Below are 18,205 nucleotides of genomic sequence, written 5' to 3' on the forward strand. Positions count from 1 at the left end.
GATGGAACCGCGCGGAAGCCGTCGTCGATCGTACCGCAGGAATGGCGGAGGCCCGTGGCGGATCCGCCACGGGCCTCGCTTCGGACGCCGGTGTGTCAGATCGCCCGGACCGCCTCGAGCAGTTCCGCGACCGGCAGGTCACGACGCTCACCGGTCGCCCGGTTCCAGAGCTCGACGACGCCGTCGGCAGCGCCGCGCCCCGCGACGACGACGACCGGCATGCCGAGCAGTTCCGCGTCCCGGAGCTTGACGCCCGGCGACACCTTCGGCCGGTCGTCGTAGACCACGTCGAAGCGCTCGCCCTCGAGCTGCGCGACGATCGACTCCGCCAGGTCGTACGCCGTGGCGTCCCGCCCGGTGGCCACCACGTGCACGTCGAACGGGGCGACGTGCTTCGGCCAGGCCAGGCCCTTCTCGTCGTTGTGCGCCTCGGCCAGGATCGCCAAGATGCGGGTCACGCCGATGCCGTACGAGCCCATCGTCACGGTCGCCAGCTTGCCGTTCTCGTCCTGCACCTTCAGCCCGAGCGCCTCGGCGTACTTCCGGCCGAGCTGGAACACGTGACCGATCTCCATGCCCCGAGCGGTCTCGAGCGGACCGGAGCCGTCGGGCGCGGGGTCACCGGCACGGACGTCGGACACCTCGGCGACGCCGTCGGCGACGAAGTCCCGCCCGGCCACCAGGCCGGAGACGTGGACGCCGCGCTCGTTGGCTCCGGTGACCCAGGAGGTGCCGTCCACCACGCGCGGGTCCACGAAGTAGCGCAGGCCGGTCGCACTGTCCGCTCCGAGGACCTGCGGGCCGATGTAGCCCTTGACCAGGCCACGGTGCTTGCGGAAGTCGTCGTCGCCGGCGGCTTCGACCTCGGCCGGGGCGAAGGCGACCTCGGCGCGCTTGAGGTCGACGTCACGGTCGCCGGGCAGGCCGACCACCACGATCTCTCGCGTGCCGTCGAGGTGCGTCAGTGCCAGGACGACGTTCTTCAGCGTGTCCGCCGCGGTCCACGGGGCGCCGTCGCGCGGGGCGACCGCGTTGGCGTGCGCCACGAGCGACTCGATCGTCGGCGTGTCCGACGCCGGCAGCAGCACGGGCTCCGGCAGGCCGTCGACCGGCTTCGCGTCGGGCACCGGGGTGACGTACGCCTCGACGTTGGCCGCGTAGCCGCCGGCACTCCGCACGAAGGTGTCCTCGCCGACCGCGATCGGGTGCAGGAACTCCTCGGACTTCGAGCCGCCCATGGCGCCGGCGTCGGCCTTGACGATGACGTACTCGAGGCCCAGGCGCGCGAAGATCCGCTCGTAGGCGTCGCGCATCACCTGGTAGCTGCGCTCGAGACCAGCGTCGGAGACGTCGAACGAGTAGGCGTCCTTCATCGTGAACTCACGGCCGCGCAGCAGCCCGGCGCGCGGACGGGCTTCGTCGCGGTACTTGTCCTGGATCTGGAAGAGCGTGACGGGGAGGTCCTTGTAGGACGAGTACAGGTCCTTCACGAGGAGCGCGAACATCTCTTCGTGGGTGGGCGCGAGTAGGTAGTCGGAGCCCTTGCGGTCCTGCAGGCGGAACATGCCGTCGCCGTACTCGGTCCAGCGGTTCGTGGCCTCGTAGGGCTCGCGCGGCAGGAGCGCGGGCAGCAGGACCTCCTGCGCACCGGCCGCGACCATCTCGTCGCGGATGATGCCCTCGATCTTCGCGCGGACGCGGAGTCCGAGCGGCAGCCAGGCGAAGATGCCCGGCGACTGGCGGCGGACGTAGCCGGCGCGGACGAGCAGCTTGTGACTCGTCACCTCCGCGTCGGAGGGGTCGTCGCGGAGCGTGCGGAGGAAGAGGTGAGAGAGCCGTGTGACCACGCCGTCAGCCTAGCGGCGCGCGGTCACGACGCGACCCGCCTGTGGACGGCGGGGCCGCGGCGCCGGACCTGTGGCGGAACGGACGGGAGGCCCGTGGCGGTGTCGCCACGGGCCTCCCGTCCAGCAGTCGGCTGCGAACAGCGACCGCGCGGCTGCTAGGGAGTGACGACCAGCGGCTTGCCGGTGCCGGCGGCGGGACCCATCTCGTCGGCGAGACGGTTCGCCTCCTCGATGAGGGTCTGGACGATCTCGGCCTCGGGCACCGTCTTGATGACCTGGCCCTTCACGAAGATCTGGCCCTTGCCGTTGCCCGAGGCGACGCCGAGGTCGGCCTCACGAGCCTCGCCCGGACCGTTCACGACGCAGCCCATGACGGCGACACGCAGCGGCACGGTCATGCCCTCGAGACCCGAGGTGACGTCGTTCGCCAGCTGGTAGACGTCGACCTGCGCGCGGCCACAGCTCGGGCAGGAGACGATCTCGAGCTTGCGCTCGCGGAGGTTCAGCGACTGCAGGATCTGCAGGCCGACCTTCACCTCCTGTGCGGGCGGAGCCGAGAGGGACACACGGATGGTGTCGCCGATGCCCTCGCCGAGCAGGATGCCGAACGCGGTCGCGCTCTTGATCGTGCCCTGGAACTCCGGGCCCGCCTCGGTCACGCCGAGGTGCAGCGGCCAGTCGCCGCGCTCGGCGAGTTGGCGGTACGCCTTGACCATGATGACGGGGTCGTTGTGCTTGACCGAGATCTTGAAGTCGTGGAAGTCGTGCTCCTCGAACAAGGAGGCTTCCCACACGGCCGACTCGACGAGCGCCTCGGGCGTGGCCTTGCCGTACTTCTGCATCAGGCTGGGCTCCAGCGAACCGGCGTTCACGCCGATGCGCAGGGACACGCCCGCAGCCTTCGCGGCGGCGGCGATGGCACCGACCTGGTCGTCGAACTTCCGGATGTTGCCCGGGTTCACGCGCACCGCGGCGCAGCCGGCGTCGATGGCCTGGAAGACGTACTTCGGCTGGAAGTGGATGTCCGCGATCACCGGGATCTGGGACTTCTTGGCGATGATCGGCAGCGCGTCGGCGTCGTCCTGGCTCGGCACGGCGACACGGACGATGTCGCAGCCCGACGCGGTGAGCTCGGCGATCTGCTGCAGGGTCGCGTTGATGTTCGTGGTCGGCGTCGTGGTCATTGACTGCACCGACACGGGGGCGTCGCCACCGACCAGGACCTTGCCGACCCGGATCTGCCGGGACTTGCGACGAGGGGCCAGGGTGTCGGGGGCCTTCGGCATTCCGAGGTTCACTGCGGGCACGTCCCGAACTCTACGCGCTCGTCCGGACAGCACGGTCCGCCGGGACTCAGGCTGGGTCGGCGGCAGCGGCCGTGTGTGCTGCCCGGGTCCGCGTCAGAGCGTGTCGACGACGGTGACGAGCGGGGCGTACAGCCGCATCGCGTCGAGTGCCCGGGCGTGGTCGACGTCGCTCGCGCCGGCACACGCGTCGGCCACCACGGTGACCCGGACGCCCGCATCCGCGGCCGCCAGGGCGGTCGAGAGGACGCAGCAGTCCGTGGAGACCCCGGTGAGCACCAGGTGGCGTCGCTCCGGCCCGGCTCCGGTGTCGGTGTCGGTCTCGGTGTCGGTGACGGTGTCGGTCTCGGTGACGGCCTGGAGGCTCGTCCCCCACTTCCCGAAGGTCGGCTCGGTGACGACGGGGACGGACGACGTCGTGACCCCGCTCGGCGTCCCCGTCGCCGCGAGTGCGGCGAACGGCTCGGTGAGTGCGTACAGCTCGTCGTCGTCCGGGACGAGCGCGAACGGCCAGTCGCGGTAGTACGGCACCCAGGCACCCGTCGGCTCCGCGGGCGCGACGAACCGGGTGACGACGGTGCGACCCGCGAAGCGCGGCAGGAGCCGCTCGATCGCGGCCGAGGCCTCGGCGAACCGCGGTGCCGCCCACGGGCTGTCGCCGGTGAACACCCGCTGCATGTCGATGACGACGAGCCAGGCGTTCGCCGTGTCCACCGCCACGTCCGCTGCCGTCACGGGCGGAGCTCGGCATCCGGCACGCGCGACACCGGCTCGGTGACCGGCAGCGCCTCCTGCCGACGGACGGCGCGGCCGCCGGACAGCAGCGTGCCGAGGAACCCGACGACGAGCGCCACGAGGACCCCGAGGTTGGCGTACGCCCAGGGCCCGGTCACCCCGCCGAGACCGAACGGTCCCAGCAGGAAGCCCTGCCAGTGCACGAGTTCCGCCCCCGGCGTCGAGTTGGTCACGAGCCCCCACCCGAGCACCGAACCGATGACCACCAGCGCGATGGCGGACCACCGGACGCTGCCGTAGCGACCCCGCGGGGTGTCGAGCTCGCCCTCGGCGTAGGCGCGTCGACGGAGCAGGACGTCCGCGACGAACACCCCGCACCATGCGGCGATCGGGACGCCGAGGGTGATGAGGAACGCCTGGAACGGACCGATGAAGTCCGTCGCGAAGAACACCACGAAGACCGCCCCGGCGACCATGAGCACGCCGTCGACACCGGCGGCCACCGGTCGCGGGATCCTGACCCCCGCGCTGAGGAGCGCGAGCCCCGAGGAGTAGATGTCGAGGACTGCTCCGCCCACGAGCCCGAGGATCGCGACCACCGCGAACGGCACGAGGAACCAGGTCGGCATCACCGTCACCAGGGCACCGATCGGGTCCGCCGAGATCGCTGCGTGCAGTTCCTCCGAGGACCCGGCGAGCATCACCCCGATGACGACGAGGACTGCGGGCGCCAGGGCACCGCCGAAGGTCGTCCACCCGACGACCCCGCCGGTGGAGGACGATCGCGGCAGGTAGCGCGAGTAGTCCGCAGCCGCGTTCACCCAGCCGAGACCGAAGCCCGTCATGACGAGGACCAGGGCACCGATGACGTTCTGCGCGCTCCCCGCCGGCAGGGCGGCCAGCGTGCCGAAGTCGATCGAGGGCAGCGCGAGCACCACGTAGACGATCGTCAGCACGCCGGTGACGACGGTGATCCAGGTCTGCATCCGCATGATCACGTCGAAGCCCGCGATGCCGGCCCCGACCACGAGCGCCGCGACGACGACCAGGGCGACGAGCTTCGTCAACACGCCGTCGTCCCAGCCGAGCGCCTGGAACACCGTCGAGGTCGCGAGCACGGCGAGGGCGGCCAGCGCGGTCTCCCACCCGACGGTGAGGACCCAGCTGAGGAAGGACGGCAACCGGTTGCCGTGCACGCCGAACGCGGCACGACTGAGGACCATCGTCGGGGCGGAGCCCCGCTTGCCGGCGATCGCGACCACGCCGCACAGCAGGAACGAGAAGACGACACCGATCACCGAGACCACGGTCGCCTGCGCCAGCGAGATCCCGAAGTCCAGGACGAACGAGCCGTAGGCCAGGCCGAGCACGGAGATGTTGGCGGCGAACCACGGCCAGAACAGCCCGCGCGGACGGCCCTTCCGCTCCGACTCGGTGATCACGTCGATGCCCTGCCGCTCGACGGTGCGGGTCGGGTCGGCGATCGGCCGCTTCGGGGCCGTCGGCTCTGCACTCATGGGGTGAGCGTAGTGGGCGCCGACGGCCTCGTCGTTCCCCCGCTCCCCGGAGCGGTCACGCTGCGCGAGGAGGTCGCCGCTACCCGAAGAGGTCGACCGGTCGGACGATGTCGGCGTAGATGAGGAGCGCGCTCATGCCGGCCAGCAGCACGACGACGACCATCGTCAGCGGCATCGTCTTCGCCAGGTCGATCGGACCGGGGTCGGCCTTGCCGAACAGGCGGAAGGTCCGCCGTTTCACGGCCTCCCAGAGCGCACCCGCGATGTGGCCGCCGTCGAGCGGCAGGAGCGGCACCATGTTGAGCACGAACAGGCCGATGTTCAACGACGCCAGCAGGCCGAGGATCGTGTAGACCTTGTCGACCACGGGGACGCCGCTCATCGACGAGACCGTCCCGATCGCCCGACCGACACCGACGACCGACACCGGGCTGTCCTGCGACCGGGCCTGCGATCCGAAGGCCGCGTTCCACACCGCGACCAGACGCTGCGGCAGGTCGATGATGAGGTGTGCCGATGCGCCGATCTGTGCGCCCGTCGCGGGCAGGACCGCCGCCGGGGACTGGCGCACCAGGGTCTGCCCGATGCTCACTCCCACCACGCCGACACGCTGGGTCTTCGTCGTGCCGTCGCTGTTCTCCGCGACCGTCCCGTCTGCGTCGTAGACGTCCCGGGTGGCCAGGACCGGCGTGACCCGCAGCGTGCGTTCGGTGCCGTCGCGTTCGACGACGACCGGGACGGCCTTGCCGGCGGACCGCTGGAAGGTGTCCGAGACCTGGGTGATCGTGGGGTTCCGCACGCCACCGACGGACAGGACGACGTCGCCGGAGCGGAGGCCGGCCTGCTTCGCGGGCGACACGGCGTCACCGTCCGTGCACGTCGTGCGCGCACTGGTCGGCAGGACGCAGTCGACACTCGACGTGAACGTCGTGGTGGGGGCACCGAAGCCGACGAGCAGGACCCCGAACAGCACGATGCCGATCACCAGGTTCATCGCCGGTCCGGCGACCATCACGATGATCCGCTTCCACGGCGTCAACCGGTAGAACGCGCGGGAGTCGTCACCGCCGGACTCGGCGATCTGCTCGGCGCTGGCCGCCCGGGCGTCCTGCACGAAGGCCGAGTACATGCCGGTGTTCGTGATCTCGCGTCCGGAGGCACGGGGCTTGAGCATCCCGACCATCGAGATGTAGCCGCCGAGCAGGATCGGCCGCAGCCCGTACTCGGTCTCGCCGCGCCGGAAGGACCAGATCGTCTTGCCGAACCCGAGTGAGTACTGGGTCACCTTCACGTTGAAGAGCTTCGCGAAGGCCAGGTGGCCGAGTTCGTGGAGGCCGATCGACACCAGCAGACCGATGACGAAGACGACGACGCCGAGGACGAAGAGCAGGACGGTTCCGACGGTCACCGGCAAAGAGTACGGGACGCTGGCCATGACGGAGCCGTACGCGGGCTGGGTGGCGATGTGAGCCTCCAGAGCGGTGCCGCCCGGGAGGCACGGATCACGCCGTGCGCGACAGGATGCGGTCCGCGGTCTGCCGCGCCCACCGCTCCGCGGCGAGCACACCGTCGAGCGACGGCTCCCCCGCGGTGTGCTCGTCGACGACCCGCACCACCGTGTCGACGATGTCGAGGAACCCGATCGCGCCCGCATGGAACGCGGCGACCGCCTGCTCGTTCGCGGCGTTGAAGACCGCCGGGAACGTCCCGCCGAGGACACCGACGCGCTTGGCGAGGTCGACGGCGCCGAACGCCCGGGTGTCCAGCGGTTCGAAGGTCCAGGTGCTCGCGGTCGTCCAGTCGAGGGGGACGCCGACGTGCGGCACGCGGTCCGGCCACGCCATCCCGAGCGCGATCGGCAGGCGCATGTCCGGCGGCGACGCCTGCGCGATCGTCGAACCGTCGACGAACTCGACCATCGAGTGCACGATCGACTGCGCGTGCACGGTGACGTCGATGCGGTCGTAGGGCACGCCGAACAGCAGGTGCGCCTCGATGACCTCGAGTCCCTTGTTGACGAGCGTCGCGGAGTTCGTCGTGACCACGAGGCCCATGTCCCACGTCGGGTGTGCCAGCGCCTGCGTCGGCGTGACGTCGGCGAGCTCGGCGCGGGTCCGCCCGCGGAAGGGGCCACCGCTGGCGGTCAGGACCAGGCGTCGCACCTCGGCATCGCTGCCCGACCGGAGCGCCTGCGCGATCGCCGAGTGCTCGCTGTCCACTGGGACGATCTGCCCCGGAGCGGCCGCTGCCTGCACGAGTGGACCGCCGACGATCAGACTCTCCTTGTTGGCCAGCGCCAGCGTCGCGCCCGTCTCGAGGACCGCGAGGGTCGGGCCGAGCCCCACCGAACCGGTGATGCCGTTGAGGACGACGTCCGCCTCGACGCTCCGGACCAACCGTTCGGCGTCGGCGGCCCCGAGGGCGGTCTCGCGGACCCCGAACCGGTCGGCCTGCTCCGCGAGGGCGCCGGCGTTGCTGCCCGCCGTCAGGCCGACGACCTCGAAGCGTTCGGGGTTCCGTTCGATGACGTCCAGCGCCTGGGTCCCGATCGATCCGGTGCTGCCGAGGAGGACGACGCGGCGGCGGGCGGGCATCGGGCTCAGCCCTTGGCGAGCAGGTCGACCACGAACACCAGGGTGGCGTTGGCCGGGATGCCCGAGCCCTCGGGCGGGTTCGCGCCGTAGCCGTCTTCCGGGGTGACGACGATCATGACCTGGGAGCCGATCTTCTGGCCGACCAGACCCTTGACGAAGCCGGGGATCAGGCCGCTGTTCGAGATGGTGAACGTGGTCGGGGAGCCCTTCGACCACGAGGAGTCGAACTCCTTGCCGCCCTTGTAGGCGACGCCCTTGTACTGGACGAGCGCGGTGTCGCCGTCCTTGATCGTGTCGCCGTCACCCTGCTTGATGACCTCGGCGGTGGTCTTCGTCGGCGCGGCCGTGTCGGGGATCGTGATCGTCGGCTCGCCCTTCGCGCCGTCCTTGACGGTCGGCAGCTTCGGGTCCTGGTCCTTCGGTGTGCCGGTCGCCTTGGTCGGGGTCTGCTCGACCACGTCCGCCACGACGACGATGGAGCCGCTCGTGTTGAAGCCGAGTGCCGCCGCCTGACCGACCACGGCGACGCGGTCACCGACCTTCGCGCACGACAGGATGGCGCCGAAGCCGGTGCCACCGACGGAGAGGACCTGCGGGTTGCCCTGGTCGAACCCGACCGTGACGAGGTTCTTCGCGTCCTTCGCGTTGTAGGCGCTGTAAGCGACCTGCACGAAGTCGCCCTCGGCGAGGGAAGCGCCTGTGCCCTTCACGACCCGGGTGGCCTGCGGCGGGTCTGCCGTCAGGCCCTTGTCGAACGTGACCTTCGGTGCCGCCGAGCCACCGACCGCTCCGGTGGCCTCCACGGAACCCGAGGCCTTGCCGGGCTTCGGGCACGAGGTGATCGGCGTCGGGGTCGAACTCGGGGCGGAGGTGGCTGATGCCGAGGGGTCCGACGAGCCGGAGCCGGAGCAGGCCGCGAGGCCGAGGATCACGGCGGGCACGAGGGCGAGGGGGAGCAGACGGAGACGCTTCACGCGTCTCATCCTGCCGCACCCACTGATGCGTCGGCTCCGAGTACCAGGATCTCGGCCTCGTGATGGACCGGGAACGCGACGGAGCGGGCGATGAAGCAGAGGCGGTTCGCCTCGGCGTGCGCCGCGCGGGCATCCTCGACGCGGTCGTCCTCGCGGATGGTGACGACGGGGCGGAGGACCGTCCCCGTCAGCTCGCCGGAGCCGTCGCGGTGCACGTCGAGGCTCGCCGTGGCTCGGTCCCGGTAGTCGACCACCGTGATGCCGAGGGTCGAGGCGACGTACAGGTAGCTGAGCATGTGGCACTGGCTCAGTGCCGCCAGGAGCATCTCCTCCGGGTTCCACCGGTCTCGGTCACCACGGAAGGTCGGGTCGGCGCTGCCGAGGACGTCGGGCTTGCCCGCAGCGGTGACCACGTGGTCTCGGCCGTAGTCGCGGTACCCGCTCGTGCCGGTCCCCCGGTCGCCGGTCCAGCGCACGGACACCTCGTAGGAGTGGTCGGTCATCGGCGGTCCCTTCGTCGCGGTGCGCGGTCCGTTGGTCGGTAGGCTCGCGGGATGCGCGCGGCTCCCAGCACCGACCGTCATCCTCTCACCGTCGACGGGTCCGTCGAGCTGGCGGTCCTCGACCGTTCCGGCTTCGACGAGAGTCGGCACATCGGGGCCGGAGTGGTCGTGGCTGCCGACGGCACGGTCATCGACGCGGTCGGTGACGCCGTGGCGAGCATCTACCCCCGCTCGACGATGAAGCCGTTCCAGGCGCTGGCGATCCGCCGTGCCGGAGCGCTCTTCGCGGGGGACGAGCTCGTGATGACGACCGCGAGTCACGCCGGGACCCCGTCCCACCAGTCACTGGCGCTGCGCATGCTCGAACGCTTCGACCACCGCGAGGACGACCTCGGGTGCCCACCGGACCTGCCCTTCGACCGGGAGAGCGCGCGCGGCATGGACGGTCCGCGACGTCTGGCGATGAACTGCTCCGGCAAGCACGCCGGGATGCTCGCTGCCTGCCGCGTGCACGGATGGGACGCGGCGACGTACCTCGACATCGACCACCCCCTCCAGCGTGCGGTGCGCAGCACCGTCGAGGACGTGACCGGAGAGGTCGTCGACGTCGTCGGCACCGACGGGTGCGGCGCGCCGGTGTTCCCGCTCACGCTCACCGGCCTGGCGCGCGGCATCGCGGGCGTGGTGGCCCGCGCGGACGACGACACGGCAGCGCTGACCGACGCGGTGCTGGCGAACGCGTGGGCGATCGACGGCGTGGGCCGGGCGAACACCGTGACGATCGAGCGGCTCGGCGTCCTGGCCAAGCTCGGTGCCGAGGGCGTGATGGTGATGGGCGTGCCCCAGGGGCCTGCCGTCGCGGTCAAGGTGCTCGACGGTTCGCTCCGCGCCGGCACGCTGGCGGCACTGACGCTCCTCGTGCGCAACGGACTCGTCGACGCCGCGGCCGCGGACGAGGTCCTCGCCACGACCGGCGAACGGGTGCTCGGCGGCGGCGTACCCGTCGGCGCGGTCCGCGTCGGCTCGGGCCTGCACTGAACCGGGATCCGCGCTGAGTCCTCCCCCGGGTCCGGGGCGCGGGGGACGTCGTGACGGTTCGGGATGACGAGCAGCGGCAGCGTCGGGGACACCGCGACACCGACGGCTTCCGCCGAACCGTCGGACAGCCGATGCCGGAGACGGCACCCGTACCGCGTGACGTCGACGACGGCGGTCCACCGACGTGGTGACGTCGCCGTGCTCGGGACCAGGACGACCGATGCCCGACGGCGGCCGTCCGGGTCCAGGAGCGCAGCCGCTGCGGTCCCCTCGGGCATGCCGCTGCGGACGACGCGCCGGCCGAGGACAGCGACGTCAGCGCTGACGCGCAGCGACGCCGATCCGGCGAACGGGTCGACGAGGTCCCGGTCGGCGTGCCGACGGCGGAGCTGGTCGAGCTGGTCCACCAGGCCGGTGAAGACGGCCCGAGCGAGCGCGCCGGTGCCGCACACGACGATCCCGTCGGTGGGGTCGAGCCGGACGAGCGCACCGCTGCTCGTGCGACCGACGACGACGAAACCGTCCGTTGCGTCGTCCGGCACTCGACCGTCGTCCAGGTCCGCGTCCCGCGCTGGGCCGGGACTCGCGACGGCCTCTTCGCGGGCATCGACGGACTCGCCGCGCTCGTCACCGGCACCCGCATCGGCACCGGCATCACCATCGGCACCGGGCGGGACGACGACCACCGGAGGCTCACCGTCGTGTCCTCGGGACCGCACCGAGAGCCCGACGAGCGTGCACACCGTCGCCGCGCAGCACAGGGCCGGCACGCTGCCGTTCGGCACGACCAGCGTCCCGGCGAGGATGAGGACCGCCACCGTCACGGCGACGCGACGTGCTGCACGAGGTTCCATGTCCCCCATCACAGCGCTGACACGCACCCGCCGCGGGTCCCCGACCAGGACTGTGGAGAACCGGGGGGCGAACGCGTCACTGTGGACAGGCGGCCGCGGACGTCACTGCAGCAGGAAGAACTGCTCCCCCACGTCCACGCGAGCACCGCGCTCGACCCGGTACCGGCGCCCCGGCTCGCAGCGGCGGATCGACCCGTCGATGTGCCGGACCACCGTGCCGTTGCCCGAGTAGCGGTCGGACACCCAGAGGTCGTCGCCGTCGCGCCCGAGTTCCAGGTGGGTCTTCGACACGGACTTGCCGGGGTCGCGGATGGTCAGCAGGTCGTCGAACCGTTCACCGGCCTCCGGGCGCGGCAGCCGCCCGAGGAGCGCCGACCCGTGGACGCCGAGCCGCTCACCGGTGCTGAAGTGCAGCAGGAACGGGGCGTGTTCGGCGGTACGGGACACGATGCGCGTCTCTTCGACGTCCTCGTCCTCGTCCGCGTCGAACGCCGGGCCGTCCGGCCTTCCGCCGTCCGGCGCTCCGTCGACGGGCGTTCCGCCGTCCGCAGCCTCGTCCAGGAGTCCGACAGGGGGCAGGGGTGCAGCAACCGGCGGCTGCCGGGGTGCGACGGGCGGGAGTGGCGCCGCGGAGGCGACGGGGGCCTCTTGGTCGACCGTGACGTCGCCGCTGTCGCTGTCGCTGTGCGCCGGACCGGGGTCCGGCGCGTCGTCGAGAACACCAGCGTCGTCGACGACGGGCTGGCCAGCCGCGGTCTCGACCGGGTCGTGCTGATCCGCAGCAGGTCCGTCCGCGACGGACTCGTCGGGAACGGGCTCGTCGGCAACTGGCCCGCCGACCACGGGCTCGTCGGCGACGGGCTCATCGGTGACGGCCTCGTCGACGACGGGCTCATCGGCGACGGCCTCGTCGACGACGGGCTCGTGGGTGCCGGGGTCACCCGCACCGTCGCGGTCCTCGGTCAGCTCGTGCGCGTCGGAGACGGCGCTGCGGAGTGCGTCCTCGTCAGCGGCCCAGTCCGGCCGGGTGAGCGGCAGGGGCATCACGGGACCGGTGAACGCCGCGGTGACGGCGGGTCGGACGGATCCGCACTCCTCGCAGAAGATGTCGTCGGGCTCGAGAGCGTGCCCGCACACGTGGCAGGTCGCACTCTGGCTCCCCGGTGCCACGAGCGGAGCGGGGCGGGGCGCGCGCCGCTCGAGGACCGGCTGGAACGCCGCGGTGTCACCGGGCCGGGGAGCGTCGTCGGACTCGCCGGCACCCGATCCGTCGGCGTCGTCCGAGGACGTCGGCGTGGCCGTGACCGCAGCCGAGGGGGCACGACCGATCCACCAGGACGGTCCGGCCGGCGGAGCGGCCGGGGTCGTCTGCGGTTCCCAGACCGGGACGTCAGCGGAGGGACCGGCCGAGTCGGCGGCGTCCGGTTCGAGGGGGGCCCAGGCGGCGGTGCGCTGGACCTCCGGGTCGTCCTGCGGGGCGACGGCCTCGGAGGGGAAGGCGTCGGGATCGAGTGTCGGCTCCGTGGGCGTCTCTGCACCGGCGGGGCGTCCGGTCCAGTCGCCGAGACCGGTGCCGGCGCCGTGCACGTGGCTGGGGGCACCGCGCGGCGTCAGGTCCGGGCGCGGAGTGACCGAGCCGGACGACGACCCCGCGTCGGGGGCGTCACCGGCACCAGCACCAGCACCAGCACCGGCACCGGCACCGGCACCAGCCGAGCCGGTCGCTGCCGGGGCGGGTCGCGCACGATCGGCGCCGGTCAGCCAGGCGCGGGTCGCGGGGTCGAGCGTCGACTCCGGGAGCCAGGTGTCGTCGCTCGTCTCGGGCGGGCGGCCGTGCGCGTCGGGTTGCTGCAGCGGTGGCGGGGTGGCGCGGTCGGCGGCTTCGACGGGTGCAGTGCGGCGAGCTGCCGAGGTCGTGACGGCTCGTCCGCACTCACCGCAGAAGATCGCTCCGTCGGGGAGCGCCGATCCGCAGTGTTCGCATCTGATCACAGGGTGCCTCTGTCCTCGTCCGGCCGTCCGCGAGGTGCCTCCGGCCTCGGGACATCGTAGTCACCGCCGATCGGAGCACTCTCCGACCGCTCCCGACGGCGACGTGGCACGGCCGCTCACCGCCGGAGCGACCGCAGCGACGTCGCCGCGCGGAACCGGGCGCGCCGGTCACGCCCGGCGCGCAGCGCGGCGATCGCCCCGTCCGCCGCCGCCCAGGTCCGGTCGGCGACGGCGTCGTCGACGTCGCTCGGCCCGAAGACGGCCGCATCGGCGTCGGCGGCGATCCCCGCGCCGGCCTCCCCGGGTGCAGCTGCACCGACCTCGCGGCGGGTCGCCGACGGGGCGACGTCGTGTCCGCCGTCGAGCAGGGCGTCCCGGTACTCGTCCCAGGCACCGACCACGCGCGCCCGGGGATCCGGTGCTCGTCTCCGCCGTCGACGACGGAGACGCTTGGCCAGCACGACGGTGGCGATCGGCAGCAGCACGAGTGCGAGGAGCCCGAGGACCCCGAGCGCCCACGGCAGCACGGCGAGCAGGATCTGCAACCACACCGGCTGCGTCGGCGGGGTGTCACGGTCCGCCTGCGGTGGTGTCTGCTCGTCCTGGTCGAGCTGCTGGGCCGGCGGCGGCGGGACGACGGTCTCCGGCCGTGTCACGGGCTGCGGCGTCTGGTCGGACTGGTCCGGGATCTCGCGGACCGCCGGGTTCGGGTCGAGCATGACCCATCCCCACTGCGCCGTGTCCACCTCGATGCGTGCGGTGACGTCCGAACCGCGGAAGGTGGTCCGGCCGGTGGTCGCCTCGCTGGTCGTGTCCCGCGCACCGGAGTCGCCACCGGGCGCGAACCCGAGGACGACCCGCGCGGGGAAACCGATCTCCTGGGCCATCAGAGCAGCGGCGACGGCGTACTGCTCCTGGTCCCCCACCATCGGCACCGCGGTGAGGAGTTCCGTGATCCGGTCGGCGCCGTGTCCGCTCCGGCTCGGACGGTCGTCGCCGACGCCGTGACTGACGTAGCCGTTGCGGTGCAGGGCCTGCAGGGCCGCGAGCAACTGTGCCCCGTCGCTCGTGTCCGCGTCGCTGTCGGCGCCCACGGCGTCCTGCACCGCAGCGGGGACGTCACGCGGAGTCGGGACGACCGCATCACCCGGTCGTGCGTCGCGGAGTTCGTCCTCGGTCGGCTGCTCGGGGAGCACAGCCGACAGCGTGTACCGGGTCCGGTCGCTCACGCCGTCGACGACCGCCGCGGTGCCGGTGGAGCGGTTGTAGAAGAAGGCGGTCCGCTCGCGATCGGCGTCCGGGCCGCGGAACGACACCGACGTCAGTTCTCCGACCGTCGGCAGCCAGACGCCCCGGTACCCGTCCACGGTCACCGCGACCCGGACGGCGGTCCCCCGGACGTCGCGTGTGTCCACCGTGGTCGGGACGCGCTCGAACGAGCCGGATGCCGCGTCGCCGTCCGGCCCGCCGACGCGGTAGACGACGCCGTCGTAGCTGTCGAGGGTGGCGATCCGCACGAACCCGCCGGCGGGCAGTCCGGTGACCGTGAGCTGCGGCTGGTCGGCCCGACCGCGTTCCTCGTAGGCGCGGAACCCGCTCAGCGGGCTGACCTGGTCACGCGGGTCGAAGGGCTTGACGACGCCGCTCCGCGCGACCGTGCGGGTGCCGGCAGGCGGTGCCACGAAGCCGAGTCCGGTCGCGACGACCGCCGCCGCGGCGATCGTGGCCGTGCCGACCAGCGCCGGCCGGACGACGGCACGGGCGATCGGGATGCGGGTACCGGTGGTCGCCGCGACGGTCGCCGCACGGCGGAGGTGCCGGACGGTCAACGCCCACACGAGCGCGATCCCCGTCAGCAGGACCCCGAGCCAGACGGACGTCTCGAGCCGGGTCGGACCGAAGACCGTGCCGGTCACGAAGAGCGCCAGTGCGGGCAGGCTGGCCAGTTCCGGACGGGAGGCACGGGTCGCGATGCTCACGCCGACGACCGTCACGAGGAGCACGGACACGAAGTACGGCACGAGGAGCGCCTCGTAGGACCCGACCGGCAGGCTGATCGTCAGGAGCTGCCGCCACCCGAGGGCGACGCCGCTGAACAGGTCGACCAGCCCGGGCACCGTCGGGAGCGGGCCGTCCGCCCCACCGGGTACGGCCGCGGGCACCCCCGTCGCCGCGAACCCGACGACGGTCGCGATCGACACGACCGCGGCCGGGAGGCGCATCCCGGCCCCCAGGAGCGCCACCACCGAACCGACCACCACCGCGGTGGCCCCCGCGGACACCATGGCGGCGTCACGGTGGATCGGCCACCACGCCGCACTCGCGAGTGCCACGAGGAGCCAGACGGCCAGGGTGCCCGCGACGAGACGCAGCGGTGCCACACGACGACGACGGGCTGCGCGCGCGCCGGAACGAGGACCGGAGCGGGCCACGGGAGGACGCGGGGACCGGCGCTCGTCGGCCGTCACACGGAGACCGATCGCTGCAGTGCGTGGCGGAGGTCCTCGAGGTACCCCACCGTCATGATCGTCAGGCCACCGACGCGCACCGACCGGGGCACGGCCTCCGGCTCGCAGACCACGGCGACGACCTCGACCCCGACCGGGAACCGGGTCGCCGCGAGGCGGAGGGCCGGCACGCCGACGGTCGACCCGACGACCAGGAACGCGACCGAGATCCCGGGGGTGTCGCGCCCGACGATGCGCGCGACCTCGGCGATCGGCAGGCAGGCGTCCGCCAGCCCGACCCGGGCGAACGCGTCGAGCAACCGGGTCGGTGTGACGGTCGGCATCGGGTGCACGGCACGGACGGCGCGCTTGGCGAACTCCGGGGTCCGTTCCGAGACCGCCACCGTGACCTCACGGCCGTCCCGGACGGCTCGGGTGCCGAGCGACGCGGCCACGCTGACCGCGAGCTCGAACTCGTCGTCGTCGGCGAACTCGGCGCGGGCGACGCCGAGCGCGACGACCAGGTGCGAGCGTCGGGTGTCCTCGAACTGTCGCACCATGAACGCGCCGGTCTTCGCCGTCGACTTCCAGTGGATCGTCCGCGGGTCGTCGCCCGGCATGTACTCGCGGATCGCGTGGAACGCGATGTCCGCGGGTGAGAGGTCGGTGGTCGCCTGCCCCTCGAGGTCGCGGACCAGCCCGGTGCTCGTCGACGGGATCGCGATCGTCCGCGGGTGCACGATGACCTGCTCACGCGTGGTCCACACGACCTCCCGGCGGACCAGGCCGACCGGGTCCGCACGGACACCCGTCACCGGTCCCACGTCGAGGACCCCTCGGCGGACGGTCGGGACCGCGACGTGCTGCTCGAAGGTGCCTCGCGGCGGTACCGCGGGGATCGTGACGTCGACGAGTCCGACCCCGACCGGCACCTCGACCGTCGTCGGGACGGTCGGCAGGCGCGTGGGGTTCTCGGCGGTGATCGTCACCCCGGCGTCGGCCCCGACGACCACGCGGTGCTGCGGTGGGGTCATCCGGATGAGCAGCCGGGACCGGCCGAGGAGCGCGATCGCCGCCACCACCACCAGGACCGCCCCCGCCCACCCGACGACCACGACCTCGCGGAGCCCGGAGCGGTACCCCGCGACGAACGCGACGATCGTCAGGACGACCGCGGTCCATCCGAGGCCCGTCACGACGGAGGCGACGTCGTCCCGGACACGGATGACGAGCCTCCCGGCCGTACGCCACGCGCGGACCACACCGACCACGGCGTCAGCGGCGACGTCCTCGCGGTCACCGACGAGACGGGTCCGGACGTTGGTGGGTCCGGCGACCGTCCGGGTGCCCTCCTGGGTGGCCGCCCGACGCGACCGTGTCGCCAGGGGCCGCCGGGACCGCGTCCCGGCGGGACGGTGGTCCGTCATCGCGGGACCCGGTCGGCCGGTGGTGGCGTGTCGACGAGCAGCTGCGCGACGACGCTCGAGGCACTGACGCCGTCGAACTCGGCCTCCGGATCGAGCACCATGCGGTGCGCGAGGACCGGCTCGGCGAGTGCCTTCACGTCGTCGGGCGTGACGTAGTGCCGACCGTTGACGGCGGCGAGGACGCGGCTCGCGCGCATCAGGCCCATCGCTCCGCGCACACTGACGCCGAGTCGGACCTCGGGCGCGGCCCGGGTGCCGTCCACCAGGCGCGCGACGTAGTCGGCGATCACCGGGTCGACGTGCACGGTGCGGGCGAGAGCGGCCATCTCGGTGACGGTCGCCGCGGGCACCACGCTCGCGACGGGGACCGCCGCGGATGGCGCCGCGGACGTCTCGAGGATCCGGACAGTCGCCGCGTGGTCCGGGTAACCGATCGACGTCTTCATGAGGAACCGGTCGAGCTGCGCCTCCGGCAGGCGGTAGGTGCCGGCCTGCTCGATCGGGTTCTGGGTGGCGACGACCATGAACGGCTGCGCCAGCCGGTGGGTGACGCCGTCCACGGTGACAGCGGACTCCTCCATCGCCTCGAGCAACGCCGACTGGGTCTTCGGGCTCGCGCGGTTGATCTCATCGGCCAGGACGATGTTCGCGAACACCGGGCCACGGTGGAACTCGAACGCCTGCGCACGCTGGTCGTACACGCTGATGCCGCTGATGTCGCCGGGCAGCAGGTCCGGGGTGAACTGGACACGGTTCGTCGACCCCTGCACGCTCTGGGCGAGGGCGCGCGCCAGGCTGGTCTTGCCGGTCCCCGGGACGTCCTCGAGGAGCAGGTGCCCCTCGCTGAGCATCGCGGTGACGGCGAGGCGGATCACGAACGTCTTCCCGAGGAGCACCTGCTCGACGTTGGTCACGATGCGGCCGGCGACGTCGGCGAACCAGGTGGCCTGCTCCGGGGTCATGCTCATGCGGG

At 72.5% G+C, this 18,205-nt stretch carries 13 protein-coding genes; 1 reads left to right on the forward strand and 12 read right to left on the reverse strand.

All coding sequences use genetic code 11. The features are described from left to right. Positions 1 to 95 precede the first annotated feature (95 nt). The 8 genes from DEJ24_RS03235 to DEJ24_RS03270 all read right to left on the reverse strand — a co-directional run bounded on the left by DEJ24_RS03235 (position 96) and on the right by DEJ24_RS03270 (position 9,474). Complete coding sequence (locus tag DEJ24_RS03235) at positions 96 to 1,847, reverse strand: proline--tRNA ligase (protein ID WP_111043774.1); 1,752 nt, start codon at positions 1,845 to 1,847, stop codon at positions 96 to 98. Positions 1,848 to 2,002: 155 nt separating this feature from the next. Beyond that, a complete protein-coding gene (gene ispG / locus DEJ24_RS03240) occupies positions 2,003 to 3,133 on the reverse strand; it encodes a flavodoxin-dependent (E)-4-hydroxy-3-methylbut-2-enyl-diphosphate synthase (RefSeq protein ID WP_111077244.1) in 1,131 nt (376 codons plus the stop codon). Between the two features lie 114 nt (positions 3,134 to 3,247). After that, on the reverse strand, positions 3,248 to 3,829 hold the full coding sequence (locus DEJ24_RS03245; protein WP_111077364.1) for a cysteine hydrolase family protein: 582 nt from the start codon (positions 3,827 to 3,829) through the stop codon (positions 3,248 to 3,250). 53 nt (positions 3,830 to 3,882) lie between these two features. Then, on the reverse strand, positions 3,883 to 5,403 hold the full coding sequence (locus DEJ24_RS03250; protein WP_111077245.1) for a cytosine permease: 1,521 nt from the start codon (positions 5,401 to 5,403) through the stop codon (positions 3,883 to 3,885). Positions 5,404 to 5,482: 79 nt separating this feature from the next. After that, on the reverse strand, positions 5,483 to 6,811 hold the full coding sequence (locus DEJ24_RS03255; RefSeq protein ID WP_258366075.1) for an RIP metalloprotease: 1,329 nt from the start codon (positions 6,809 to 6,811) through the stop codon (positions 5,483 to 5,485). Positions 6,812 to 6,905: 94 nt separating this feature from the next. Then, the gene (dxr, locus tag DEJ24_RS03260) at positions 6,906 to 7,997 is read right to left on the reverse strand and encodes a 1-deoxy-D-xylulose-5-phosphate reductoisomerase (RefSeq protein ID WP_111077247.1); all 1,092 of its coding nucleotides are present in this window, start codon (positions 7,995 to 7,997) and stop codon (positions 6,906 to 6,908) included. Between the two features lie 5 nt (positions 7,998 to 8,002). Continuing rightward, entirely contained in the window at positions 8,003 to 8,971 is a 969-nt protein-coding gene (locus DEJ24_RS03265; RefSeq protein WP_181432807.1) for an FKBP-type peptidyl-prolyl cis-trans isomerase, read from the reverse strand. 5 nt (positions 8,972 to 8,976) lie between these two features. Continuing rightward, the gene (locus DEJ24_RS03270; protein ID WP_111077249.1) at positions 8,977 to 9,474 is read right to left on the reverse strand and encodes an OsmC family protein; all 498 of its coding nucleotides are present in this window, start codon (positions 9,472 to 9,474) and stop codon (positions 8,977 to 8,979) included. A gap of 51 nt (positions 9,475 to 9,525) precedes the next feature. On the opposite strand from DEJ24_RS03270, the gene DEJ24_RS03275 reads away from it, so the two are divergent. Then, a complete protein-coding gene (locus DEJ24_RS03275; RefSeq protein ID WP_111077250.1) occupies positions 9,526 to 10,512 on the forward strand; it encodes an asparaginase in 987 nt (328 codons plus the stop codon). Positions 10,513 to 11,468: 956 nt separating this feature from the next. Here the strand turns inward: DEJ24_RS03275 and DEJ24_RS03280 are convergent. From DEJ24_RS03280 to DEJ24_RS03295, 4 genes are all read right to left on the reverse strand, one after another. Then, positions 11,469 to 13,358, reverse strand: coding sequence for a zinc-ribbon domain-containing protein (locus tag DEJ24_RS03280; RefSeq protein ID WP_111077251.1), 1,890 nt, complete (start codon positions 13,356 to 13,358; stop codon positions 11,469 to 11,471). Between the two features lie 116 nt (positions 13,359 to 13,474). Further along, on the reverse strand, positions 13,475 to 15,739 hold the full coding sequence (locus DEJ24_RS03285; RefSeq protein WP_111077252.1) for a transglutaminase domain-containing protein: 2,265 nt from the start codon (positions 15,737 to 15,739) through the stop codon (positions 13,475 to 13,477). Positions 15,740 to 15,822: 83 nt separating this feature from the next. After that, on the reverse strand, positions 15,823 to 17,232 hold the full coding sequence (locus tag DEJ24_RS03290; RefSeq protein ID WP_111077253.1) for a DUF58 domain-containing protein: 1,410 nt from the start codon (positions 17,230 to 17,232) through the stop codon (positions 15,823 to 15,825). Beyond that, positions 17,229 to 18,200: a MoxR family ATPase gene (locus DEJ24_RS03295; RefSeq protein ID WP_111077254.1), complete on the reverse strand. Its 972-nt coding sequence runs from the start codon at positions 18,198 to 18,200 to the stop codon at positions 17,229 to 17,231. The genes DEJ24_RS03290 and DEJ24_RS03295 overlap by 4 nt, the downstream gene beginning before the upstream one ends. Positions 18,201 to 18,205 lie beyond the last annotated feature (5 nt).

The sequence above is a fragment of the Curtobacterium sp. MCPF17_001 genome, from assembly GCF_003234615.1.
Lineage (GTDB): Bacteria > Actinomycetota > Actinomycetes > Actinomycetales > Microbacteriaceae > Curtobacterium.